Raw genomic sequence first — 22,452 nt, forward strand, 5'->3', positions numbered from 1 at the left:
CGATATGCCCAAGGCGCGCCATGCGTTCGCAGCAGAATGCTGTCGTCAGGTGCGCGTGATGACCAGACCGCGAATATCGGCGTTCACCGCCCGCAAGGCTGCATAACCCTGTTGTACCGATGGCAGGCGTGTTTTGTTTGCCTGGACCACATAAATGACTGAATCTGCGGTCCGTGCCAAAATCGCAGCATCCGCAGAGTTCGACACGGCAGGCGCGTCGATCACAATGACATCATAGGCCGCGCGCGCCTGTGCGGTCATATCGGCATAACCCGCGCTGCTAAACAGATCAGAGGGGTTTTGGGTGCTGGTTTCTGCGCACAGCACATCCGCCTTTATATCTGGATGTAAAGTGATCGCGTCGACAAGGCGTGTTGCGCCTTTGATCACCGCCACTATGCCAACATCTGTTGGTGGGAAATAGGCGGCAATGCTGCGCTGATGCAGGTTTGCTTCGACCAACAGGACGGACAGCCCCAGCCGCGCCATTGCGTCTGATAATGCGATTGCAGTTGTGGTTTTGCCTTCGCCCTGAGTGGATGACGTTACCACAATGACGCCGGGCGGTCGCGGTCCCGGCGTAAACATGAGCGCGGTGCGCAATTGGCTTGCGGCTTCGGCGATCGGGCCACGCGGGTTTTTTCCAATCAGTTGCAGAAACCTGTCGGCGTTAAAGCGTGGTAATTTGGGAAATTGTGCAAGGATGGGGCGATCAAGTTGGATGGCCATAGCGGCAGGTCGTATGATGCCGCGCTGGCGAAACAGGACAATGCCCCCGCCCAGTAAGGCGCCAAGCAGTGCTGCAATCACCAAAATCAAGACCTTGCGCGGCGCGACATAACGCCCAGTGCTTGCGGGTGACAAGATGCGGCTGCGGGGCAGGTCAAGCCCATGTTGGACACGTGTTGTGTTCAACCGATCGAGCAATGTTTGATACATCGTGCGGGTGGCGGTGGCTTCGCGGCGTAATTGTTGCAGTTGAACCAACCCGGCCGATTGGGTCGCGAGCTTTGCGGTCAGATTATCCCGATATGTTTCGAGCGCGCGGATCTGCGCCAGTGTATTGATGTTGTCGGGGTCCAAACTTAAGGTCCGCTGTGCCTCTGCGAGCCGCTGATCTGTGTCTATTGCTTGCCGTGATAACGGGTCAAGCAAGGCGGCGTCTTGGACCTGCCCCGTCATCAGCAGGGCAGTGATCGCGGTTTCGAGGGTTTCGGTTTCTGATTGCAGCGTTGCGACGCGTTCGGTCAATGCATCGACAGCGCTGTTTGTCTCTGTCTGCTGTGCGTTGATTTGATCGGTCAGGTATGCTTCGGCCAAGCTATTTGCGATTTGGGCTGAACGCGCTGGTGCGGCCGTGGTGGCCGTGATCCCGAAAATATAAGTCCCGCGGTCCGGACCGATAGAAAGTGCTGCTTGCAGGTTCTCGACGGTTTTTTCGATCGTCAAAGTCGGGTCGGGCTGAACGCGGTCGCTTCCGGTAAGAAAATTGCGCAAACTTGTGCGCAGGCCGGTGATTGACCACGGCGATACAGGCACAAGATATCGGTTAAATTCTGGGTCCGCGGTGAGGTCCAGTTGTGCAATAACTTGTTCTGACAGGTGTCGAGACCGCAAAATTGCGGCCTGCGTATTCAACTGTGCCATATCGATACCAAGCCCGGCTGTCTGGTCTTGTTCTGCGCTGCGCAGGTCAATTTGTAAGGTTGCCGTGGCGGCATACTGCGGGGTTGCGACACCAAAAGCGTAATAGCCAGCGATGACGACCGTGAGAAGAGTGGTTAACGCCACAATCCAGCGGCCTTGCCAAAGGCTGCTGGCAAAGCCGAACAAGTCAACTGGCTCTATCGGTGCGAGTGCGAAGAAAGGCAAATCCACGCGGTCATGCGACAGGGGTTTGGTCATGGTTGGTGTTGCCTTTGCGGATCACAGATTTGCCGCCACTCAAACACATCAGGGTTAACTGAAAATTAATGTTGGTGAATGAAAACGGATTCACAGCGCCAAGGTGGTTAACGGGCACGACAGGTAAAAATGAGTCATGATCAAGGGTAAGATGGCAAAATTTGCACAGATGCCTGCCGTGATCGCGATGGTGACGCGCAGTGGCGCGGTAGGTGTGAATTTTGCTGTCATCGCCGGACTTGCCGCGGGTCTTGGGTTCGATGATTTTGGTCGGGTCGTGTTGGTGTGGAGCGGTGCAACGGTATGCGCACCGTGTATTGGCGCAGGTGTACCTTTGATCCTGCTTGACACCGTATCCAAACGCCATGGTTTGCACCGAGGTGTGATCTTGCGGATGATTTTTGTTTGGCCCGCGATCTTGGGTGCGTCGGCCTACTGTCTTTTGTCATCGGTGTGGCCCGGATATCCGTGGGGCGCGATGATTTCGGCAGGGTATTGCATTAACTTTCTGACATGTCTGGCAAGCATCATGCGGGCACTGGGCAGCGTGAATCTGTCGATGGTATTGCGCGATGCGTGCCCGCACATCGCACTCGGTTTTGCAGCCATGACCGGATCTGTCGAACTGATTTTGCCTTTGGCATGTACCGCTATGGTCGGGATGGGGGGTGGCGCCCTTTGGTGGCTTTGGCTGCATCCTGAACGTCAGGTGCTGCTATCGGGTGCCGATATTTCCCGCAAATTTGCGGTATCACTTTGGGGAACATCCGTTTTAGGTGTGGTTGCATCCCAGGTCGATATTATTTTTGGTGAAAGCTTTTTGTCTCCGGCTCAGTTGGGGGTTTATGCCCTGCTACGCCGTATCAGTAATTTGGTTGCGCTGCCGATTAGTGTGGCCACATGGGTGACTGCTGGCGCTGTCGCGACCAGCCATGCAAATGCGGATAACAGAGCGCTGCAAAACGCTATTCGCAACGCAAGCATCGTCGCATTTTTTCCGGGCGCCGCGCTGTTTGCTGTGGCTATCGCGATATCTCTGTGGCTTGCGCCTGATGCTTCGGTGACGGGTTTTGTGTTGTTGGCGGGTGCGTTCATTCAAATTATTTTCGCGGCAACATTTACCGTCGCAACCCTGTGTGAATGCGCGCATTTTGCGATGATGTCGCGATTGCTAAGCATCATGGCTTACGGGTTGATCGTCATAGTCGGCACAATCGACACAGCCCTTAGCAATGCGGTCGCATATGTTGTCGTGATTGCCGCAGGTCAATTGGTGCTGTGGCATTTGCTGCGGACGCGCCTTGGCGTGGATACGTCGGTATGGGTGCTTTGGCGTGACAGGGGGGCGAAATGGAGCCTGTCCTGATTGTCGCGCTGGCAGCCGTTTGCACGGTTTTACCGCTTTGGATCGGGATGCGCTGTGGCGTAGTGGGGTATGTTTCGCCGCTTCACCTATTGGCGTATTTTAGCTTCTTCGGCTTTTTCCTGAAGGTCAGTGTATACGCCTATGCCCCGGATTTGGCGTTCTACCGGCGGTTTGCCTTAACGCCCCAAGCGGACCTCAAGGGTGCCATCTACTTGGGGGCATTCATCGTCATGATCTGCTTGGGCTACTTGATTGCTTACTCTGCTGCGACAGTAGGCCCCTGTGCTTGGGCCGCGCGCGAAGTCGCCGGGGGTATTACCCGACGCGGAGGGCTGTTTACCTGCGCCTTGGGGATTACCATATGCACGATTGCGTTGGTTCTGCGCGCGCGCGGCGTTGGTCTGCTGGATCAGGGTGTGCTGACCGGGCTTAATACGTCGAAACAAATCCACGTCAACGCGGACGGTATCGGGGCGACGCTGGCGGGTATCAAGACGTTTTTCATGGTACCCAAGTTCGCGTTTATTTTGTTGTTCGCGCATGGCTTGGTGCGCGGATCACACATTTCTTTCATATGGGCGGGCATCTTGGCCGTCGTTTTGGTTGTGATTGCGATCATCTCGGGTGATCGTTTTGAATTGATTGAGATGGCGATTTTTGCGCTCGCAACATATGCGATTACAGGCCGCCAAATCGGCTTTCGCGCGGTCGTGATCGGCGGCGGTGCCTTGTGTATCATTGGCGCTGTCTCTGCGTATATGACAGCGCTCCGGTTTGGTGGCGATGGATCGCCTGCCGCCTTGCTTTTACAAATTGTGGGATCGACGTATTTCCTTGATATCAACGCCGCCACCATGGTGACGGACCGGATGGACCGCGCGCATATGTTGCTGGGACAAAGCTATACATGGTGGAGCTTCGGCTGGGTGCCGCGTGCGGTATGGCCTGATAAACCGGCGATTGACCTTGGCGTTTTCTTTAAGCGTGACGTCATGCAAATTTATACCGGCGGCGCGTTTAACGTGACCGGCCCGGGCGAGGCGTTCATCAACTTTGGATGGTTCGGATTGGGCATGGGTGGTGTTTTGGGGGCGATCTACCGCAAGGGAGAGGTGGCGCTGTTATGTACCAAAAACACGCTGCGCTATGGCAGTGCTTTTCTGTATCCGATCCTGTTTTATCCCTTTGTACAAGCAACCCTGCAATCATCATTCAGTGCGTTTATTGTCGGGGCGGCCGCGCAATGGGTGTTGATCGTTGTGATGACCTGTCTTTTTGTGACGCGGTTTTCACTTTGGTCGCTTCATAGACGGGTGGCATATAATGCGGCTTAATCCCTTGACCTTTCTGTACTGGGCCTGCCGCTTGGTGGGCGCAATCTGGCGGCGGGTCACGCTTCGATTGGCCACGATCATGCACCACGCGACCTTAAGGTCAGTGGGACGGCATAGCCGGTTCCAATACGGAGTGCGGTTCGACAACCCCGGTACCGTGACAGTGGGCGCCGACTGCTATTTCTGGCGCGGGTGCATGGCGTCATCCGAATTGCCGAAGGCAAAGTTGGTGATCGGGGACAGGGTGCAAATCAATCTGAATGTCCAACTTGACGTCACCGGAGGCATGCAAATTGGTGATGACGTTCTTATTTCACAAGATGTGGTGATCTATACACACGATCACGGTCTTGATCCGCGCGCTGCGCCCCAAGCCTACCCAAAGGTTATTGGCCCCGACGTTTGGATCGGCATGCGCGCTGTCATCTTGCCACAATGTCAACAAATTGGTCGTGGCGCTGTGGTTGCCGCAGGTGCGATCGTCACACGCGATGTGCCGGCATATGCTGTGGTTGCAGGCAACCCCGCCCGCGTCATCCGTCACCGCGCGCCCGCGCACGAGGTGGCGGCGTGAATATCCTGCATGTCACCCCATCATTTTATCCGGCGACTTTTTGGGGCGGTCCGATCTGGTCGACCAAGGCAATCTGTGACGGGATCGCCGCAACACCGGGGTTGGCAGTGCGCGTGCTGACAACCGATGCGGGCGGCCCCGAACGCGGTGATCGGGTTGTACCAGAAACCCTACCTTATCGGGTCGATTATGCGCGTCGGATTGCAGGGCATAGCATCGCACCGGGACTGCTGGCTAAGTTGCCTCCCGCTATGCGCTGGGCTGATGTCGTACACCTGACCGGTACCTATAGTTTCCCGACGCTGCCGGTCTTGGTCCTTGCGCGGTTGATGGGCAAACCACTGGTCTGGTCACCGCGTGGCGCATTGCAGGCCACGACGGATTGGGATGCCGCGCCGCATCGGCGGCTGAAACATCGGTTTGAGCAGGTGGCGGACATGTTGCGTCCACGCGGTACAGTGCTGCATGTGACCAGCCAAAAGGAAGCAAACCAAAGTACCGCGCGATTGGCTGGCATTCGGACTGTGACGATCCCCAACGCTGTTGCGATACCAAACATCACGAAAAAAACGAGGGGACCGGGGCTGCGGTTGCTGTTTCTTGGACGGCTGCACCCGAAAAAGGGTCTCGATCTGTTGTTGGACGCGATGGATCGCCTGCCCGAACATGTATCATTGGACATTTATGGAACCGGTGACCCAAAATATTGTGCAGACCTGCGGTCAAGGCTGGGCGCAAACACGGTCCTGCACGGTCACGCTGATGATGCGGTCAAGGCACGGGCCTTTGCCAATGCAGACTTGTTTGTATTGCCCAGTTTCTCGGAAAACTTCGCAATCGCAGTTGCCGAGGCGCTGGCGCATGGCGTCCCGGTGTTGACGACGACAGCGACACCATGGGGGCAACTTGGCGCCAAAGGGTGCGGACGATGCATGGATATCGCACGGGATGACCTTGCTGTTGAAATTCAGGCTCTTGCCAAGAAAGATCTTGCTGACATGGGCCGTTTGGGCCGCGCCTGGATCGCGCAGGATTTTTCGCGCGCAGCAATGATCGCATCGTTTCTGGATTTATATCGGTCCCAACACCGACAGCGTCCGCAGGTGGTGCCGGCATGACCATGCAGATTGACGTTCAAGCCAACCGGAAGCAGCGCAAGTATGCGTTCTCTATTCAGGTTGCCCGTGTGGCTTGGGCGCTGGCTGCGCCGCTTTTTCGGTACAGCCCAAGGCCGTTGTGGTGCTGGCGTGGGTGGCTCTTGCGGCAGTTCGGGGCACAGGTCGGGCAAGGTGTTCACATCTATCCGTCGGTGAAAATCACCATGCCATGGCACCTTAAAATTGGCGACATGGTCGCCATTGGCGATGGGGCAATTCTCTATGCGCTTGGGACGATTACAATTGATGCGCGTGCCACGGTTTCGCAATACGCGCACCTGTGCGCAGGGAGCCATGACTGGCGTGACCCGAGCCGGCCATTGCTGATGCCGCCGATTTTTATTGGCGCTGACGCATGGGTTTGCGCCGATGCCTTTGTCGGGCCGGGGGTGCAGATTGGGGCAGGCGCAATTCTTGGCGCGCGCGCAGTGGCGCTTGTTGATTTGCCTGCGGGGCACATCGGTAAAGGCAACCCGATGCAGATCCGGCGACAACGATGATCGCGCTGACAGTTATCATCCTGACGCAGGACGAAGCACGACATATCACGCGGGCCATCGCATCCGTGCGTGATGTCGCATCCCGTATTATTGTGGTCGATAGCGGGTCGCGTGACGATACCGTCGCATTGGCGCATGCAGCGGGCGCGACTGTGCTGTTTCACGCTTGGAGTAACCATGCTGCGCAGTTCAACTGGGCGCTAGATCAGATCGCTGGTACGCCGGGGTGGGTGTTGCGTCTTGATGCGGACGAGGTGGTGACACCGTTCTTGGCGACCGAAATCAAACGGGGTTTGCCAGATGTTGCCGGGCTTTATGTGCACCGTCGGATTAACTTTTTGGGCCAGCCTGTGCGGCGTGGCGGCATGTTTCCAACCCGGGTGTTGCGCCTGTTTCGCAATGGTACGGGGCGTTGCGAAGACCGGCTGATGGACGAACATATTGTCGTCACAGGGCCGACGGGCCAACTGCGCGGTGCCATTGTGGACGATAATCAAAAACCTTTGGATTGGTGGATTGCCAAGCACAACGCCTATGCCAGCCGCGAAGTTGTCGATATTTTAAGGCGCGAACTGAAGCCGTCTGAAGCCGCACACAAGGGTGCAAAACGGTGGATCAAGGACCACATCTATGCGCGCCTGCCGTGCGGAGTTCGCGCAGGGGTATATTTCTTTTATCGGTATGTGGTGCGTTTGGGCTTTTGTGATGGACCGCAAGCGCGGTCGTTTCACGTCTTGCAGGGGTTTTGGTATCGCTATCTGGTCGATGCAAAGCTGACCGAAGTCCGGCGGCGCAGCAAAACACACGGCGTGACGCTGCAGGTTGCAATCAAAGACGTGCTCGGCATTGACGCAGACATGGCGCGGTCATCATGAAGATATCAGTCGTCACTGCCGTTCTAAACGGGCGGGAAACCCTCCCTGCGATGATCCAAAGCCTGATCCGGCAAACGCATCGTGATGTTGAACACATCGTGCAGGACGGTGGGTCGACTGACGGGACACAGGCCTATCTAGCAGCACATGGGCACCCGCGGATGGCATTGGTATCGGCGGGAGACGGCGGAATTTACGCAGCGATCAACGCCGGCATCACGCGGGCCACGGGCGATGTGATCGGCCTGTTACATGCGGATGACCAATTGGCGAACGCAGGGGTCTTGGCGGATGTTGCGCTGGCGTTGCAAGATCCTGAAATTGATGGTGTTTACGGTGATTTGCAATATGTCGGTCGCGGCGACCCGACCCGCGTGATCCGCCAGTGGACCGCTGGGCCATTCCACCCGTCCTTGTTGATGCGCGGTTGGATGCCGCCACACCCGACAGTGTATCTGCGGCGCGCGGTCTTTGACCGGTGCGGTCTGTATGACCCGAATTTTCGCATTTCGGGTGATTACGATGCAATGCTGCGGTACCTGACGCAAGGCGATGTCCGTCTTGGTTATCTGCCGCAAGTGATGGTGCGGATGCAGTTGGGCGGCGCCAGCAATCGGTCATTTGCGCAGATACTGCGCAAAAGCCGCGAAGATTATCGCGCGATCCGCAGACATCAGGTGGGCGGCATTGGCACGCTTGTTGCGAAAAACCTGTCAAAACTGCCGCAATTTTGGAGCTAGCCGTAATAATACCGCGTCAGGTGGTAGAAAATCGGCGCGGCGAAAATCACGCTGTCCAATTGTTCGACAAATCCGCCTTGGCCGGGGATCAGATGTGACCAATCCTTGACGCCACGGTCCCGCTTGATCGCGGCAAAGACCAGACTGCCCAGCATGCCAACCAGTGATGCAGATCCGGCCATGGCCATGGCTGCCATCGGGGTGAATGGCGTAATCCACGCCAGAAGTCCGCCAATGATCGCGGCGCAAAGCACGCCGCACGTCACGCCCACCCATGTCTTGGGCGATAGGCCGGGCGCGATTTTGCGGCGGCCAAAGCGGCGACCGAAAAAGTATTCCAGCAGGTCACCAAATTGAACAACCATCACCAAAAAGGCGATCATCAGAATATTGCGGTCGCCGTAGCCCGCGATGTCGATATTGATCAGGGCGGGAACATGGCTGACGCTAAAGATCGCGATCATCAGGCCCCATTGGGTTTCAGCGACCCGCACGAGGAACTTGTCGGCGTTACCGCGCAACGCTGACACAATCGGCAGCAGCAAGAACGCGTAGACCGGGATAAACACGGTATACATCCCGGTCCACCCCATCCCGACAAAAACATATTGCAGCGGCAAAACCGCAAAGAACGCCAGCGCCAGCGACATGTGGTCGGCCTGCGCCTTGGTCGTCAGCGTTAGAAATTCGCGCAAGGCCGCGAAAGAGCAGAACGCGAATAACACCATCACGCCGACTTTTCCCAGCAGCAGTGCGACACCGACAAAGGCAACCATGCCCCACCAACTTTGGATGCGGGTCATATAATTTTCAAGCACAGGGTTGGGTTGGCCCGGTTGTTGACGGGCGTGCAGCAGTTCACCCAGCACCGTCAGCGCGATCAAAATCCCAAAGCTGCCAAAGGCAAGCGCCAGAATATCAAGGGTTGTCTGGCTCATGATTTCACCTGCGGGGCAAGCGCCGCTAATGCATCAGACGCACGTTTCAAAAACGCATCCTTGGTCTCGCCGTCTTGCACATGGAGCGGCGCACCAAACGTAACGGTGCAGATCAGCGGCAGCGGGATCACCTCGCCTTTGGGCATAATCGAATTCAGGTTGGCGACCCATGTCGGAACCAGATCAATGTCGGGGCGGGCGACACCGATGTTGTACAGCCCGGATTTGAACGGCAGCAGCGGGTCCGAGGTCATGTTGCGGTTGCCTTCGGGGAAGATGATCAGCGATGATCCTTCATCAAGGGCGGCGATGATTTTATCCATCGGTTTGTCGTTTACCTCGGGGCGGCGATCAACCAGTACGCAGTTGAACACCTCTGGCCCGACAAAGGCGCGCGATTTATTCTTCAGCCAATAGTCGGCGGCGGCCACAGGGCGCACATTGCGGCGCAACGCTGACGGCAATGAAGCCCAGATCATCGGCATATCACCGTTGCTGGTGTGATTGGCATAATAAACGCGTTGGCGTGGGACGGGTTCAATTCCCTGCCAATCCGCCCGCACTGCGGTGACAGCACGTGCAAAAATACGAATGGCATGGCCCACGATCCGGGCGGCGATGGCGCGTAAATATGTCATGGCGGCAACCTTGGAGAATATTCGGGCATTTGAAAAGAGGCGGCCCCGCCCGAAAAATGGGCGAGGCTGTAACGCTGGTTTAGATTGTGTCGCTGACGTATTCCGACAGCAGCTTTTCGTTGCGCGCATCCTCGATGCGTTTCACGCGGTCTTCGGACATTTTTTCGTCAAAGCGGTATTTGACAAAGTTGACCAGCGCCAGTGTCAGCATCATCACCGACATGGCCCAGAAACCTTTGGTGGACAGCGGTACGTCCGTCGACAGCCAAAGCGAAATCCCGAGCATCCCATAGGCAACCGCAACACCGGCCCCGTTTACGAACATGATCAATGAGTTATCAGATTTTGAAGCAGCCATTTTTTATATTCCTTCTGTGTGTCTGTTATTTCTTGGATGATTTGAGGCGGGCAAGAACATCATCTGCCGTGGAGCGGGTCGCGGTGCCAAAGCCCGCGTCGGCCATCCGGTCTGTGATGCTCCCACCGTCGAGATCGTGGTTGATTTCGGCAAGAATTTCGAAGTGTTCAAACGGATCGTCACGACCCAGTACACGCGCAATCAGTTCTTCGGCTTCGGCGACGCTGGATTGACCGGTACCGGTGCGCACCATTTGCATTTGGATATCTTGTTCGCGGCGCACGGCGCGGGCTTGGATTGCGCCTTGCTTCAGGTCGATAATACGGCGGTGGCCGCTTTCGATCGAATTGCGCAGGCGGATCACCTTTTGGTCCAGACGGCGCAGGGTGTCTGCGCGGATGGTCAATTCATTTTCCATGCTGGCGATGGCGCGGGCGGCCTCTGTTGCCATATCTTCGCAGTCATTGTCCAGCGCGTCGCTGGCGCGTTTGGTCAGGTCGGTGATCCGGGATTTCAGGCCGCTATACTGGGACTGCTCGGCCCGCTGCCGCTGGATCAGGCTGGCCAGCGTTGCCTTGGCGGCGCGCAGACTATTTTCGCTTTCGCGGATTTTCTGGTCGATCAGCTCGATTGCAAAAGCATCCCGCACACGGTCTTCGGCGCGTGCGTTCTGACCTTGGATCAATGTGGCAAGTGTTTTGAACATCGCAATTTTCCTTTTCATTTGACGCCTGAACGCCGTTCATGAATTAGATTTAGCGAATGAGGCGAATTCGATCAAGGAAAAAATTGAACAATGTTCAATTTTTCAGGCAGGTATCGTCAACTGCCTTAAAATAAGGGCGATCATCCGATCTATATCTGTCGACGGAACCCCGGCGCTGGCACCATCAAGACCCAAAAGAACGATTCCATGCACCGAAGAGAACAATCCGCGTGTCAAAAGGGCGATGTCTGCGGGGGTGCGATTCGGAAATATCGCCATCAGCGGATCCGATATATACGTGAACAACTGCGCCATTTCTTTCAGATACCAGTCTGGAGCGGGTTCGCCGGGCGCGCGTTCAACGTCAAACAGGGCGCGCCAACTGGGCAGATTGGCCGCCGCAAAATGATGATAGGCTTGCGCCATCACAACCAGTTGTTCGACAGGATCTTGAGGGGCTGCCGCCAAAGCCGCGGCGACGTCTGCGCCTAAACGATGGAAAGTACGGGCATTTACCGCTAAAACCAAATCAGTGAGGTCACCGAATACATTATATATCGCACCCACTGCACAGCCCGCCTCGGACGCCAGATCGCGCGCGCGCACGGCGCTCAGGCCCTTTTCGGCGATGGTCCGCTCTGCGATAGCAATCAGGTTTTCGCGCAACGCTGCGCGCCGCTCTGCCACAATGCCTGCCATGATACCCTCGTAGTGAACTAAGTTCAGACTAGACGGTTCTGCAAGTGATGCAATCCGATTTCGAAAGATTACGCCTTGCGCGGACGCGCAGGACGCGGCGTCTGCATAAACACCACAATACATCCCATGGTCAGCAGCGCCGACACCAGAAATGGTGCACCCGGCAGATACACCGGGGCCGTGTCAGCGGTGAAATAATAAAACGTCTGTGTCACGATCAACGGTGCGACAATTGTGGCGACAGCGGTAATCGACGCCACAGTGCCCTGCAATTCGCCCTGTTGGTCATCGTGGGCCGTGCGCGACATGATCCCTTGCAGGGCCGGTCCGGCAACTGATCCGAACGCAGTCAGCGGGATCAACGCGAGCGCGAGCCAACCGTTTGTGATGAAGCCAAGCAAACCAAAAGCGACCACATCAACGCCAAATCCAAATATCACTGCTTTTCGTTCGCCAATCCGGTCCAGAATAGGTTTCATCAACAATCCCTGTACGATCGCAATGCCGATACCAAAGACACCCAATGACAACCCGATCATGCCCGGTCCCCAACCAAAGCGTTCAACACCAAAATAGGCCCAAACGCCGGGATAAACGAAGAACGCAATCGTATAGACAAAGATGATGAGCATCAGTCGCTTTAGTCCCGGCAGCGACCCAATGTTTTTGAACGCGCCTAGCGGATTGGCCCGGCGCCAGTCAAACGGACGACGGATACGGTCTGTCACGGTTTCCGGCAGCACAAAATATCCAAAAATCGCATTGCCCCCGGCCAAGACAGCCGCCGCCCAAAATGGTGCACGGGTGCCAAACTCTGCCAGAACGCCCCCCAGCATCGGACCAAACACAAATCCGATCCCAAAGGCCGCGCCGATCCGGCCAAAGTTGACAGCCTTCTGTTCGGGCGTGGAAATATCGGCGACGTAGGCTGCGGATGTGGATTGGGTTGCGGCAGTGATACCACCAATAATTCGCCCGACCACAAGCAGCCAGATCGACCCGGCCAAGGCCATCAGCACATAGTCAAACGACATGAATACCAGTGACCACAGCAGGACAGGGCGGCGACCAAACCGGTCAGACAGGCTTCCGACGGTGGGACCAAACAAAAATTGCATCCCCGCAAAAATCGTCGTCAAAACGCCACCCCAAAGGGCAGCACGCCCCAAACCCGCGCCTTCGACCTCTTGGATCAATTCGGGCATCACAGGCATGATCAGCCCGATGCCCATTGCGTCGATCACCACAGTGATCAGGATAAAAACCATCGGCAGGCGGCTTTGCATATCAGGCTTCACCGCGTTCTTTACCGGCTGCAATCTGGATTAATCGCGCAGCCAGCCCCGCCGGATCTGCCAGAAATGGAGAGTGCGACGTCGGCATTTCGGTCACTGTTCCAACAGGCCAATCGTTGGTCATTGTGTACTGAAATTCCGGCGGAATCGTCCTGTCGTCGGTACAGATGATGTAGTGACGGGGCAGGGTGTGCCGTGCCGTCAGCGGCGTTTCCTGCGGCAAAATCGGTTGCGGCCCCAGCATGCTGACGGCCCACGCGGCGCGTGCGGTCGGGACATCGTGGAAAAACTTTGCAGCAGCTTTGGCGGGATCAACAGAAAATGTCACGCGCGCCTCATCAACCACGATCGCGTCAAGCAACGGTTGGCTGGGCGCCATGCGCCGCATTTCCGCCAGTGTTTTTCCTGCGAAAGGCACATAGGCGCACAGGTAAATCAGCTGGTCAATTTTATGTGGGGCCAAATTGGCTGCCGCGGTAATCGGGTAGCCTGCCATTGAATGCCCGACCAAAATAACAGGTGTGTCAATCGCGTCGACAATGGCCTGCGCGTACAGGTCCAGTGTCACGTCCTGCGCAGGCGTCTGGTCTGCGCCATGTGATGGAAGGTCGATCGCGCGCGCCGTGTGACCTGCGGCCTGTAGATGCGGGATCACGTCATCCCAGCACCATGCGCCATGGCACGATCCGTGGATCAACAAAAAATCAGCCATGTCCGGTGTCCTGAATGAATTGCGTTAACAGTGCAGCGTACCCTGCCGCGTTCTCGACGCAAGGCAAATGGCCCACACGACGCATGAGCGCAAATTGCGAACCGGGGATCAGATCGACGGTTTCGCGCACCAGATCGGGTGGCGTCGATCCATCTTCGGACCCCGCAATACCCAGCGTGGGAATCCGCAGCCCGCTTGTCGGCGTATAGAAATCGGTCCCCGCGATGGCGGCGCAGACGCCTGTATACCCTTCAACTGGCGTTTCTGACAGCATCGCACGCCAGGGTGCGACGGCGGGTGATTGCACAAAGTCGCGCGAAAACCACCGCTTCATGACCTCGTCCGCCATGATGGCCAAACCTGATTTGCGCACGGTGTCGATCCGGTCCTGCCATAGTGTCGGGTTGCCGATCTTTGCGGCTGTGTTCGACAGCACCAACGACCGGACCATATCGGGGCGCTTCACGGCGAGCCCTTGGGCGATCATGCCACCTACGGACAATCCGACAAACATCACATCACGCAGGTCAAAGGCGTCGCACACCGCTTCGGCGTCGCTAACCATTTGCCCCATTGTGTAGGGGCCAACGGGCACATCAGACTGGCCGTGGCCACGCATGTCATAGCGCACCGTCCGCAGGCCCGCAGGCAACAGCGCCAACACGGCGTCCCACAGATGCAAATTGGTGCCAAGCGAATTGGAAAATACAATCACTGGCCCGTCTGCCGGGCCATCGGTGACAACATGCAGGCGCACGTTGCCACGGATCACGGTATGTGTCTCAGACATCTGGATCCCCCATGATCATATGCGCCATGATCTGTCCGTGATCCGATGCCAATTTATTATAGGGTGCTTCCGGGTGCGATCCGTCGGTCAAATGGTCGTTGAGCACGCTGAAATACTCCATCTCTCCGACGTTGCCCGCAAAGTCGGGATGAAAATGCCACGACATTAAAATTTGGTCGATGCTTTCGAAAATGCCACCGAACGCGGATGTGTAAACCATGTCGCGCAGAGATTTTCGCACAAACATCTTTTCGGCCGAAAACAGACGGACCTTGTTGATTTTGTTCTGAATGATCGCGTTCTCGGCGTCAGAATAGCGATCACGTGGCGTTTTCGCATCGTGACGGCGCATCCATGCATAGTTTTTAAAAGGTGCTTCGCCCGTGACAATTTCTGATGACACCGCGGTGTCACTGTCGTTGAAATCCCCCAACACCATGACGGGATTGTCCAGCGCAAGCTCCGTGATGATCGCCTGACGTAAAACCCATGCTTCTGCCATGCGGCGCAACGCGGCGCGCAATGAACCCATCGCACGGGCGGCCGGGTCATAATTCACAAGGTCGGCAGCAGGGGCAAACAGCGCACCGGCGGGACGCGGAAATTCACCCAGTTTCGATTTCAGGTGGCAGTTAAAAACGGTAACCACCTGATCGCCGATGGGGATGCGCACCTTGAGTATCGGGCGGCTCAATCTATGGATGCGGTAGCTGCCACCGTCAGCACCGTCGATATCGGTGAATGGGATATCTAATGGCGCTGGCAAATCTTGGATCACTTCAGGTGTGCCGACAAACCCGAACCGCGACAGGATCGCGACACCGGGGCGTCGGTCGCCCGGACCGCCATCAAAGCTGTTGGGCGCAAAGGCCAGCGCGGATTCGGTATAGGGCTCATGCGCCAGTTTGCGAAAAATCGCCTTGCGCGCATAGCCTCTGGAGCGATCGGGGATATGGGCCGCATTTGCGGCAAAGCCCAGTTCGTCCGTTTCGATGATCACATCGCGCAGTGCGTTTTCACTGAAAATTTCCTGAAATCCGACGATGTCCGCGTTCATTGTCAACAGTTGGTCCGCCAGCCACGCGCGTTTCCACGCATATTCTTCGGGTGTGTACTGTTCAAAGCGGTAATACTCCTGATCAGGCTCGATCAGGTTTTTGACGTTGAAGCTGGCAATCGTAAACCGTGTCATGCAATCGTTTCCAACGCCCGTTTGAACATGTCCGCATCAACATTCCCCCCTGTGGCCACGGCGACCACGGCGTCCTGGCTGAAGGCGTCAGGGTAATAAAGCGCGGCAGCAAGCGCCGCCGCGCCGCCCGGTTCAATCACGATCTTGAGCCGTTCAAATGCGACGCCCATTGCGCGCAGGCATTCATGTTCGGTGACAGCGATGCCCGGACCACACAGAGATTGCATAATCGGAAACGTCAGATTGCCGGGCTGCGGTGTGACGATTGCGTCGCAGATCGATCCATCCAACTGGGCATTACGTTCAATCTTGCCGCTGACGAGCGACCGGGTGACATCGTCAAACCCTGCGGGCTCTGCCGGGCGCACCCGTAACCCCGGCGCAGCGGCGGCAAGCGCCAGCGCGATGCCCGACGTCAGCCCGCCACCGCCGCAACACACCATTACATCCGCTGTCAGGTCGCCCAGTTCTTGCGCGATCTCAAGCCCGCAAGTGCCTTGGCCTGCAATGACCTGCGGTTCATCAAACGGCTTGATCAGGGTCAGGCCGCGCTCTGCCGCAAGGCGCGCGCCGATTTCGTCACGGTCTTCGGTCGCGCGGTCGTACAGCACCACCTCTGCCCCCAAGGCGCGGGTGTTGGCGATCTTAATCGCGGGCGCGTTCGCGGGCATGATGATGACGGCAGGAGCGCCATGTTCGCGCGCAGCAAGGGCGACGCCCTGCGCATGGTTGCCGCTGGAAAAGGCAATGACGCCCGCCTTGCGTTGCGCCGGGGTCAGGGCCGAAAGCGCCGACCAGCCACCGCGAAATTTGAATGATCCGGTGTGTTGCAAGCATTCTGCCTTCACAAACACCCGGCGGCCCGCGATTTCATCCAAAAAAGGCGAGGTCAGGATCGGGGTGCGCCGTGCGTGGCCATCCAGCCGCTTTGCTGCGGCGCGGATCATATCAATATTCATTCTATATTCTCCAGCCAGGCAGTCAGAACCGCCTTTGATTTATATTCATCCAAAAATGGTACGTGGCCGCGACCGGGGACGTTCGTCCATATCATATCCGGGCGGCGCGCGGCCATCTTGTCCACCGTCGTTTGCGCCAAAAGGTCAGAGTTCGCGCCGCGGATCAATGCCGAAGGTAACCCGTCAAGTGCATCAAACAGCGGCCAAAGGTCGGGTGTTGGCTGTGTGCCTGCGGCTATCACCGCATCGCGCAACTTGGGATCATAGCGGATGACCAGCCCGTCAGGCGTTTCGCGGTAATGGCCAGTGACCTCGGCAAGCCAGCGGGTCATCGGGACATCGGTAAACTGCGTCCACAGTTTGGCGCGGGCACTGGCTGCTTGGGCATATGTTTTTTGCGCGGGATTGTGTCCGATGTAGTCCATGATCGTGGACAGGCCTTTGGGGTCCAGCTCTGGTCCGATATCATTCAGCGCGACCCCCAACAGGCGGTGTTTCGCGGTGGCAGCCAAGACCATCGCGATCAGGCCGCCGCGCGAGGTGCCAAGGATGGCCGCGCGCGTCAGACCCAGATGATCCATTAGCGCCAGTACGTCCGCCGCCTCGTGGGGGATCGTATAGGTGGCCGGATCGGCCCAATCAGACTGTCCGCGCCCGCGGTAATCCAACCGGATCAAACGGACGGGCAGGTGGGGGGCAACATGATCGAAATCGGCGCTGTTGCGGCTCAGGCCGGCAAGGGCAATCACCGGCACCCCTACACCGTCGTCACTGTAGAACAGGCGCACACCATCTTTGGATTGGAAATAGGGCATTAGCAAAGCTCCGGCAGGGTGGTCAGGTCGGGGATGATATGGTGCGGCGTCGCATAAAGCCTGTCGACTGGCGCGCTGGCGCGATTGACCCAAACTGTCTGAAACCCGTAGCCCGCAGCACCCGCAATGTCCCAGCCGTTGGACGACACAAACAGCACCTCGGATGTGGGGCATCCGAACCGGTCGTTGACTAAATTATAAACGCTGGCGTGGGGTTTGAACACACCCACGCTTTCCACCGACAGCGCAGCATCCAACAAGGGCGTGATCCCGGCGGACGTCAGCGCTGCGGTCAACATGTCCGGGCTGCCGTTCGACAAAATCGCAGTGTTCATCCCCTTTGACTTCAAGGCCGCCAGCATCGCATGTACTTCGGGATAAGCCGGCAATTCCCAATAAAGCGCCAACAGGCGCGCGCGTGTGGCGGATTGCGCGACATCATGCGCCTCTAACGCCCAATCCAGCCCGTCCTGCGTCACCTGCCAAAAATCACAGTGCCGGTCGGCGATGGCGCGCAGCCAGCTGTATTCCAGCTGCTTGGCGCGCCAGTCCCGTGCCACCATCGGCCAGACCGACGCCAAATGCGCGTGTGCCGGTTCCTGCGCCGCAATCTGCGCGGCGGCATGCACGTCAAACAATGTGCCGTAAGCATCGAAAACACAGGTGGTGATTGGCATTGCGTCCTCCAGTTTCTTGCATCGTGTCACGATGGTCCCGGGGCGAAAAGGGGGAAACCGATTTGCAATGTGTTGTGCGGGGGCATAGCCTGCGCGCGACGAAAAAGGAAAAAACGAAAGGTTTCACATGACCGAAGCAAAATCAGGCGACACAGTTCGCATCCACTATACCGGCACATTGACCACCGGTGAAACATTCGACAGCTCCGAAGGGCGCGACCCGCTGGAATTCGTTGTGGGTTCCGGCCAGATCATTCCTGGCCTTGACGTGGCCATCCCCGGAATGACCGTCGGCGACAAAAAAACCGTCGAAGTGCCATGCACACATGCTTACGGTGACACCAACCCTGATGCGCTGCAATCCGTGCCGCGTGCCGAAATCCCCGATCACATTCCGCTTGATCTTGGCACGCAGTTGCAAATGCAGACGCCGCAGGGGCAGGTCGTGAATGTGACGGTCGCCGAAGTCACCGAGGCCGAGGTCACGCTTGACGCGAACCACCCGCTGGCCGGCAAAGACCTGATCTTTGCAATCGAAATGGTCGGGATCGACGCCGCCTGATCCCTTGGTGGATCAAACGGGGCTTCGCATGCGTCGGGGGTCCACGGATCGGTCCTAAATCGCTTGAACGCCGCATCGCACGCGTGTGGCGTTCAACAACACATACTTTCGCATCTTAAATAGCGTCGTCAAACACGCCTTTGGTCCGGCCTGATCTGCAGCCCGGTACTTATGCCGTTCGAGGCCCACCAAACGCTATGATTTGTCAGCCTGCGGCATCACCAGATTATCCGGCTGCGGCATTCCCAAAACATGAAAGCCGCCGTCGACGCGGATAATTTCGCCCGTCGTAAATGCACCGGCATCTGATGCAAGGTAAACCGCCGTGCCACCCACCGCTTCGAGGGTCGCATTCGCCCGCATCGGCGCGTTTTGTTCGGTGTGCTTATACGTGCGGCGGGCGCCAGCAATCGCGGCACCTGCAAGGGTTTTCATGGGGCCGGGGCTGATCGCATTAACGCGGATACCCTGCGGTCCCAAATCATTGGCGAGATATCGCGTGGCGCTTTCTAGCGCGGCTTTGGCCACGCCCATCACGTTGTAAAACGGGGTCACGCGGTTTGCGCCCTGATAGGTCAGTGTCAACAAGGTGCCACCGTCCGGCATCAATGCAGACGCGCGTTTTGCAACGTCGATGAACGAATAACACGAGATCGTCAGCGACGTCTGGAAATTAGCGCGGCTGGTATCCACGATCCGACCTGCCAACTCGTTCTTGTCGGAATACGCGATGGCATGCACGACAAAATCGAGCGTACCCCAGCGGTCCTTGAGCATCGCAAAGGCGGCATCCATGCTGGCCTCGTCCGTGACGTCTACGTCTACCAGCATATCTGACCCGACGGATGCGGCCAACGGCTCAAGCCGCTTTCCAAAGGCTTCGCCCTGATAGCTGAACGCCAGTTCTGCACCGGCTTCATGCATGGATTTGGCAATACCCCACGCGATGGAACGCTCGTTTGCGACGCCCATAATAAGGCCGCGTTTTCCGTTCAATGTAATGGTCATGAATTAGCCTTTGAATTTAGAAAGCAACATAGACCCGTTCGTTCCGCCAAAGCCGAACGAATTGGTCATAATTGTATCAAGCCCGGCGTTATCCACGCGGGTCGTGGCAATTTCGGCCGGATCCAGCGCCGGGTCCAGCGTTTCGACATTGATCGACGGCGCGATAAAGTCGTCTTGCAGCATCAGCAGGCAATAGACAGCCTCGGATGCGCCTGTGGCACCTTGGCTGTGTCCGGTCATGGATTTGGTCGAAGATACGGGTGGTGTTGTCCCTTGGCCGAATACCCGGCGCACGGCCTCGATTTCGCCCACATCGCCAACGGGCGTCGATGTGCCGTGGGCATTGATATAGCTGATCTTGCGGCCCTCTGGCAGGGTTTGCAGTGCCAGACGCATCGCGCGCTCGCCGCCTTCACCAGACGGGGCGACCATGTCGTGGCCATCGGATGTCGCGGCATAGCCTGTGACCTCGGCGTAGATTTTCGCGCCGCGTGCTTGGGCGTGATCTAGGCTTTCTAGCACCAGAATTGCGCCACCGCCTGCGATTACGAAGCCATCACGGTTTGCGTCAAATGCGCGGGATGCCTTTTCGGGGGTGTCATTGTATTTCGATGACATTGCGCCCATTGCGTCGAACAGGCACGACAGTGTCCAGTCCAGTTCTTCGCCGCCGCCTGCAAACATCACGTCTTGCTTGCCCATCATGATCTGTTCTGCCGCGTTGCCAATGCAGTGCAGGCTTGTTGAACAGGCGGATGTGATGGAATAGTTGATGCCTTTGATCTTGTACTGTGTCGACAGGTTCGCGGATATGGTCGACGACATGCATTTTGGCACAGCGAACGGCCCAATGCGTTTGGTCGCGCCGGTGTCTTTTACCACGTTATGGGCGGCGAACATTGCCGATGTCGATGGGCCGCCAGAACCAGCAATCAGACCCGTACGCACGTTCGAAACGGTGTCCTCATCCAGCCCCGCATCAGCGATTGCCTGCCCCATCGCAATATAGGCATAGGCCGCACCCGGTCCCATAAACCGCAGCGCACGTTTATCGACATGTTCTGTGATGTCGAGCTTGACCGTGCCGGCGATCTGGCTGCGGAAACCATGTTCCGCCATTTCCGGCGAAGCCACGATCCCGGATTTACCTGCCATCAGAGAGGCTTTGACCTCTTCGGCGTTATTCCCAATCGGGGACACAATCCCCAAACCTGTGATGACGACGCGACGCATAAGCGCTCTCCCTTTATACTGCTAGTGCTTTGTAAGGCAGCAGTGGGGGCGGGGGCAAGCAGGTATGGTTGCTCAGACCACAGCGACGACGAAAATCGGTGCGACCGCCGGACACTGATGCGGGCAGATCGCACTGGATGTTCACGCCATCAGGCAGCGCAGGCTTATGCGCCTGCGTCAACTGCAACGATGGGGGCGGCTAATTCATCGTGGATCATCTGTTCGGTGAACGGGCGCACCAACATACCCCAACCCGCAGCACGTACATCGGGTTCATCGTTGGCCCCCGCTGTCAAAATGATCCGCGCCCCAAGCGCGATCAGCGCCTGATCCAGTTGCATCGCTAAAACCGATGCAAACGGTATTTCTAAAATTGCGGCCGTCAGGTGCGGCTCTCCGACAAGGGCCGGGGCAATATCTTCGGGGTGCCTTGCGTAGATCGTGCGACATTGGCCCTTGGCGCGCAGCGACCCGATGATATCGTCCGCAACCAAAGCATCGGTTTCTTGCACAAGAAATAAAGGTACATCCGGCGTCTTGGGTGCCGTTGCATTGGAATACGCGTCGCTGTTGCTGGCATTTGGATAAATCATTCCCGCTGCGTGGAACAGATTTGGGTTTGGCGCATTAAACTATGACATAGTAGCGAGGATTTATTTGTGACTATCCGATGCCAAAATTGTCCTTTGCGGACGCGATCAATATTCGATCCCATGACCGACCCTGAAATTTCTTTCATGCAGAAATTCAAGGTGGGTGAACTTGAAGTCAACGCAGGAACGACGTTGATGATGGAAGGGGCCAACAGCCCCCAGCTATACACCCTGCTGGACGGTATGGGGTTGCGGTACAAAACGCTGCCATCGGGCGAACGGCAGGTGATTAATTTTGTGCTGCCCGGTGATTTCATCGGACTTCAAGCGGGTGTCATGGGGGAAATGCAGCATTCGGTCGAGGCCACAACATCGATGACATTATGCGTTTTCGATCGTAAAATGCTGTGGACGATGTTCCGTGATCATCCAGAGCGCGCTTTTGATTTGACGTGGATCGCAGCAGTGGAAGAACACTTGCTTGGGGAAAGCTTGGCTATTTTAGGACGTATGGACGGGATTGGACGCGTGGCGCGCGCGTTTGTGCAATTACATGATCGTGCGGCCGCGTTGGGCATGATTGTCAAAGCAAAGATGCCATTGCCCTACAAGCAGCAGGATCTGGCAGACGCTCTTGGCTTGTCGCTGGTCCACACGAACAAAACACTGAAGGTGCTGCGCGAACAAGATATTGCCGTCTGGCGCAACGGGTCATTGAATATATTAGACTACAAGCGTCTGTGCCAGATTGCGCAGCTTGAAAGCAACCGCACACCGATGACACGCCCGTTGATCTAACCTGGCGATTGGCGGCGTTTAGCGGCGC

25 protein-coding genes are annotated in these 22,452 nt (G+C 57.1%); 9 read left to right on the top strand and 16 right to left on the bottom strand.

The annotated features are described in order from the left end of the window. Positions 1–45: 45 nt before the first annotated feature. Positions 46–1,905 (bottom strand): polysaccharide biosynthesis tyrosine autokinase, encoded by a 1,860-nt coding sequence (locus tag ACXJGX_RS09720; RefSeq protein ID WP_474781071.1) that lies wholly within the window; start codon positions 1,903–1,905, stop codon positions 46–48. Between the two features lie 151 nt (positions 1,906–2,056). Here ACXJGX_RS09720 and ACXJGX_RS09725 point away from each other — a divergent pair, with 151 nt between their 5' ends. From ACXJGX_RS09725 to ACXJGX_RS09755, 7 genes are read left to right on the top strand one after another with little or no spacing between them, the layout of a single operon-like run. Further along, the gene (locus ACXJGX_RS09725) at positions 2,057–3,271 is read left to right on the top strand and encodes a lipopolysaccharide biosynthesis protein (RefSeq protein ID WP_474781073.1); all 1,215 of its coding nucleotides are present in this window, start codon (positions 2,057–2,059) and stop codon (positions 3,269–3,271) included. After that, complete coding sequence (locus ACXJGX_RS09730) at positions 3,256–4,605, top strand: oligosaccharide repeat unit polymerase (protein ID WP_474781075.1); 1,350 nt, start codon at positions 3,256–3,258, stop codon at positions 4,603–4,605. The genes ACXJGX_RS09725 and ACXJGX_RS09730 overlap by 16 nt, the downstream gene beginning before the upstream one ends. After that, positions 4,595–5,179, top strand: coding sequence for an acyltransferase (locus tag ACXJGX_RS09735; RefSeq protein WP_474781077.1), 585 nt, complete (start codon positions 4,595–4,597; stop codon positions 5,177–5,179). Before ACXJGX_RS09730 ends, ACXJGX_RS09735 begins: the two co-directional genes overlap by 11 nt. After that, positions 5,176–6,297 carry a glycosyltransferase gene (locus tag ACXJGX_RS09740; protein WP_474781079.1) on the top strand — a complete coding sequence of 374 codons (1,122 nt, stop codon included), beginning with the start codon at positions 5,176–5,178 and terminating at the stop codon, positions 6,295–6,297. Before ACXJGX_RS09735 ends, ACXJGX_RS09740 begins: the two co-directional genes overlap by 4 nt. Beyond that, positions 6,294–6,836, top strand: coding sequence for an LbetaH domain-containing protein (locus ACXJGX_RS09745; RefSeq protein ID WP_474781081.1), 543 nt, complete (start codon positions 6,294–6,296; stop codon positions 6,834–6,836). Before ACXJGX_RS09740 ends, ACXJGX_RS09745 begins: the two co-directional genes overlap by 4 nt. Next, positions 6,833–7,711: a glycosyltransferase family 2 protein gene (locus tag ACXJGX_RS09750; protein ID WP_474781083.1), complete on the top strand. Its 879-nt coding sequence runs from the start codon at positions 6,833–6,835 to the stop codon at positions 7,709–7,711. The genes ACXJGX_RS09745 and ACXJGX_RS09750 overlap by 4 nt, the downstream gene beginning before the upstream one ends. Beyond that, positions 7,708–8,451 (top strand): glycosyltransferase family 2 protein, encoded by a 744-nt coding sequence (locus ACXJGX_RS09755; RefSeq protein ID WP_474781085.1) that lies wholly within the window; start codon positions 7,708–7,710, stop codon positions 8,449–8,451. The genes ACXJGX_RS09750 and ACXJGX_RS09755 overlap by 4 nt, the downstream gene beginning before the upstream one ends. Here the strand turns inward: ACXJGX_RS09755 and ACXJGX_RS09760 are convergent. The 12 genes from ACXJGX_RS09760 to ACXJGX_RS09815 all read right to left on the bottom strand — a co-directional run bounded on the left by ACXJGX_RS09760 (position 8,448) and on the right by ACXJGX_RS09815 (position 18,230). Then, positions 8,448–9,389, bottom strand: coding sequence for a phosphatidate cytidylyltransferase (locus tag ACXJGX_RS09760; protein WP_474781087.1), 942 nt, complete (start codon positions 9,387–9,389; stop codon positions 8,448–8,450). The two genes, ACXJGX_RS09755 and ACXJGX_RS09760, sit on opposite strands and share 4 nt — an antisense overlap. Continuing rightward, positions 9,386–10,027 carry a lysophospholipid acyltransferase family protein gene (locus ACXJGX_RS09765; RefSeq protein ID WP_474781089.1) on the bottom strand — a complete coding sequence of 214 codons (642 nt, stop codon included), beginning with the start codon at positions 10,025–10,027 and terminating at the stop codon, positions 9,386–9,388. Before ACXJGX_RS09765 ends, ACXJGX_RS09760 begins: the two co-directional genes overlap by 4 nt. 79 nt (positions 10,028–10,106) lie before the next feature. After that, entirely contained in the window at positions 10,107–10,385 is a 279-nt protein-coding gene (locus ACXJGX_RS09770; protein WP_474781091.1) for a YiaA/YiaB family inner membrane protein, read from the bottom strand. Between the two features lie 25 nt (positions 10,386–10,410). Further along, the gene (locus ACXJGX_RS09775; protein ID WP_474781093.1) at positions 10,411–11,091 is read right to left on the bottom strand and encodes a PspA/IM30 family protein; all 681 of its coding nucleotides are present in this window, start codon (positions 11,089–11,091) and stop codon (positions 10,411–10,413) included. Positions 11,092–11,193: 102 nt separating this feature from the next. After that, entirely contained in the window at positions 11,194–11,790 is a 597-nt protein-coding gene (locus tag ACXJGX_RS09780) for a TetR/AcrR family transcriptional regulator (protein ID WP_474781095.1), read from the bottom strand. Positions 11,791–11,858: 68 nt separating this feature from the next. Beyond that, entirely contained in the window at positions 11,859–13,076 is a 1,218-nt protein-coding gene (locus ACXJGX_RS09785; RefSeq protein ID WP_474781097.1) for a TCR/Tet family MFS transporter, read from the bottom strand. A 1-nt stretch (position 13,077) separates the two neighbouring features. Then, positions 13,078–13,797: an alpha/beta fold hydrolase gene (locus tag ACXJGX_RS09790; RefSeq protein WP_474781099.1), complete on the bottom strand. Its 720-nt coding sequence runs from the start codon at positions 13,795–13,797 to the stop codon at positions 13,078–13,080. After that, positions 13,790–14,587, bottom strand: a complete 798-nt coding sequence (pcaD, locus tag ACXJGX_RS09795; RefSeq protein ID WP_474781101.1) for a 3-oxoadipate enol-lactonase — start codon at positions 14,585–14,587, stop codon at positions 13,790–13,792. Before pcaD ends, ACXJGX_RS09790 begins: the two co-directional genes overlap by 8 nt. Next, entirely contained in the window at positions 14,580–15,779 is a 1,200-nt protein-coding gene (locus ACXJGX_RS09800) for an endonuclease/exonuclease/phosphatase family protein (RefSeq protein WP_474781103.1), read from the bottom strand. The genes pcaD and ACXJGX_RS09800 overlap by 8 nt, the downstream gene beginning before the upstream one ends. Next, entirely contained in the window at positions 15,776–16,738 is a 963-nt protein-coding gene (locus ACXJGX_RS09805; protein ID WP_474781105.1) for a threonine ammonia-lyase, read from the bottom strand. The genes ACXJGX_RS09800 and ACXJGX_RS09805 overlap by 4 nt, the downstream gene beginning before the upstream one ends. Further along, on the bottom strand, positions 16,735–17,553 hold the full coding sequence (locus tag ACXJGX_RS09810; RefSeq protein ID WP_474781107.1) for an alpha/beta fold hydrolase: 819 nt from the start codon (positions 17,551–17,553) through the stop codon (positions 16,735–16,737). The genes ACXJGX_RS09805 and ACXJGX_RS09810 overlap by 4 nt, the downstream gene beginning before the upstream one ends. Then, positions 17,553–18,230 carry a haloacid dehalogenase type II gene (locus tag ACXJGX_RS09815; protein ID WP_474781109.1) on the bottom strand — a complete coding sequence of 226 codons (678 nt, stop codon included), beginning with the start codon at positions 18,228–18,230 and terminating at the stop codon, positions 17,553–17,555. Before ACXJGX_RS09815 ends, ACXJGX_RS09810 begins: the two co-directional genes overlap by 1 nt. Positions 18,231–18,357: 127 nt before the next feature. Here ACXJGX_RS09815 and ACXJGX_RS09820 point away from each other — a divergent pair, with 127 nt between their 5' ends. Then, positions 18,358–18,792: an FKBP-type peptidyl-prolyl cis-trans isomerase gene (locus ACXJGX_RS09820; protein ID WP_474781111.1), complete on the top strand. Its 435-nt coding sequence runs from the start codon at positions 18,358–18,360 to the stop codon at positions 18,790–18,792. Between the two features lie 195 nt (positions 18,793–18,987). Here the strand turns inward: ACXJGX_RS09820 and ACXJGX_RS09825 are convergent, their stop codons facing one another. From ACXJGX_RS09825 to ACXJGX_RS09835, 3 genes are all read right to left on the bottom strand, one after another. Next, the gene (locus ACXJGX_RS09825) at positions 18,988–19,800 is read right to left on the bottom strand and encodes an enoyl-ACP reductase FabI (protein ID WP_474781113.1); all 813 of its coding nucleotides are present in this window, start codon (positions 19,798–19,800) and stop codon (positions 18,988–18,990) included. Positions 19,801–19,803: 3 nt separating this feature from the next. Then, on the bottom strand, positions 19,804–21,033 hold the full coding sequence (gene fabB, locus ACXJGX_RS09830) for a beta-ketoacyl-ACP synthase I (RefSeq protein ID WP_474781115.1): 1,230 nt from the start codon (positions 21,031–21,033) through the stop codon (positions 19,804–19,806). 164 nt (positions 21,034–21,197) lie between these two features. Next, a complete protein-coding gene (locus ACXJGX_RS09835; RefSeq protein WP_474781117.1) occupies positions 21,198–21,626 on the bottom strand; it encodes a hypothetical protein in 429 nt (142 codons plus the stop codon). 120 nt (positions 21,627–21,746) lie between these two features. Between ACXJGX_RS09835 and ACXJGX_RS09840 the strand changes: the two genes are divergently transcribed. Further along, a complete protein-coding gene (locus tag ACXJGX_RS09840; RefSeq protein WP_474781119.1) occupies positions 21,747–22,424 on the top strand; it encodes a Crp/Fnr family transcriptional regulator in 678 nt (225 codons plus the stop codon). Positions 22,425–22,452: the final 28 nt, after the last annotated feature.

The organism is Yoonia sp. SWMV100 (genome assembly GCF_056108365.1).

Excerpts from the sequence above, each read along its gene's own strand:
- fabB (WP_474781115.1), bottom strand. The coding sequence starts at position 21,033 with ATGCGTCGCGTCGTCATCACAGGTTTGGGGATTGTGTCCCCGATTGGG.
- ACXJGX_RS09840 (WP_474781119.1), top strand. The coding sequence starts at position 21,747 with ATGACCGACCCTGAAATTTCTTTCATGCAGAAATTCAAGGTGGGTGAA.
- ACXJGX_RS09725 (WP_474781073.1), top strand. The coding sequence starts at position 2,057 with ATGGCAAAATTTGCACAGATGCCTGCCGTGATCGCGATGGTGACGCGC.
- ACXJGX_RS09835 (WP_474781117.1), bottom strand. The coding sequence starts at position 21,626 with ATGATTTATCCAAATGCCAGCAACAGCGACGCGTATTCCAATGCAACG.
- ACXJGX_RS09770 (WP_474781091.1), bottom strand. The coding sequence starts at position 10,385 with ATGGCTGCTTCAAAATCTGATAACTCATTGATCATGTTCGTAAACGGG.
- ACXJGX_RS09820 (WP_474781111.1), top strand. The coding sequence starts at position 18,358 with ATGACCGAAGCAAAATCAGGCGACACAGTTCGCATCCACTATACCGGC.
- ACXJGX_RS09805 (WP_474781105.1), bottom strand. The coding sequence starts at position 16,738 with ATGAATATTGATATGATCCGCGCCGCAGCAAAGCGGCTGGATGGCCAC.
- ACXJGX_RS09780 (WP_474781095.1), bottom strand. The coding sequence starts at position 11,790 with ATGGCAGGCATTGTGGCAGAGCGGCGCGCAGCGTTGCGCGAAAACCTG.
- ACXJGX_RS09815 (WP_474781109.1), bottom strand. The coding sequence starts at position 18,230 with ATGCCAATCACCACCTGTGTTTTCGATGCTTACGGCACATTGTTTGAC.
- ACXJGX_RS09745 (WP_474781081.1), top strand. The coding sequence starts at position 6,294 with ATGACCATGCAGATTGACGTTCAAGCCAACCGGAAGCAGCGCAAGTAT.
- ACXJGX_RS09790 (WP_474781099.1), bottom strand. The coding sequence starts at position 13,797 with ATGGCTGATTTTTTGTTGATCCACGGATCGTGCCATGGCGCATGGTGC.
- ACXJGX_RS09760 (WP_474781087.1), bottom strand. The coding sequence starts at position 9,389 with ATGAGCCAGACAACCCTTGATATTCTGGCGCTTGCCTTTGGCAGCTTT.
- ACXJGX_RS09775 (WP_474781093.1), bottom strand. The coding sequence starts at position 11,091 with ATGTTCAAAACACTTGCCACATTGATCCAAGGTCAGAACGCACGCGCC.
- ACXJGX_RS09755 (WP_474781085.1), top strand. The coding sequence starts at position 7,708 with ATGAAGATATCAGTCGTCACTGCCGTTCTAAACGGGCGGGAAACCCTC.
- ACXJGX_RS09800 (WP_474781103.1), bottom strand. The coding sequence starts at position 15,779 with ATGACACGGTTTACGATTGCCAGCTTCAACGTCAAAAACCTGATCGAG.
- ACXJGX_RS09730 (WP_474781075.1), top strand. The coding sequence starts at position 3,256 with ATGGAGCCTGTCCTGATTGTCGCGCTGGCAGCCGTTTGCACGGTTTTA.
- ACXJGX_RS09825 (WP_474781113.1), bottom strand. The coding sequence starts at position 19,800 with ATGACCATTACATTGAACGGAAAACGCGGCCTTATTATGGGCGTCGCA.
- pcaD (WP_474781101.1), bottom strand. The coding sequence starts at position 14,587 with ATGTCTGAGACACATACCGTGATCCGTGGCAACGTGCGCCTGCATGTT.
- ACXJGX_RS09750 (WP_474781083.1), top strand. The coding sequence starts at position 6,833 with ATGATCGCGCTGACAGTTATCATCCTGACGCAGGACGAAGCACGACAT.
- ACXJGX_RS09720 (WP_474781071.1), bottom strand. The coding sequence starts at position 1,905 with ATGACCAAACCCCTGTCGCATGACCGCGTGGATTTGCCTTTCTTCGCA.
- ACXJGX_RS09810 (WP_474781107.1), bottom strand. The coding sequence starts at position 17,553 with ATGCCCTATTTCCAATCCAAAGATGGTGTGCGCCTGTTCTACAGTGAC.
- ACXJGX_RS09765 (WP_474781089.1), bottom strand. The coding sequence starts at position 10,027 with ATGACATATTTACGCGCCATCGCCGCCCGGATCGTGGGCCATGCCATT.
- ACXJGX_RS09785 (WP_474781097.1), bottom strand. The coding sequence starts at position 13,076 with ATGCAAAGCCGCCTGCCGATGGTTTTTATCCTGATCACTGTGGTGATC.
- ACXJGX_RS09735 (WP_474781077.1), top strand. The coding sequence starts at position 4,595 with ATGCGGCTTAATCCCTTGACCTTTCTGTACTGGGCCTGCCGCTTGGTG.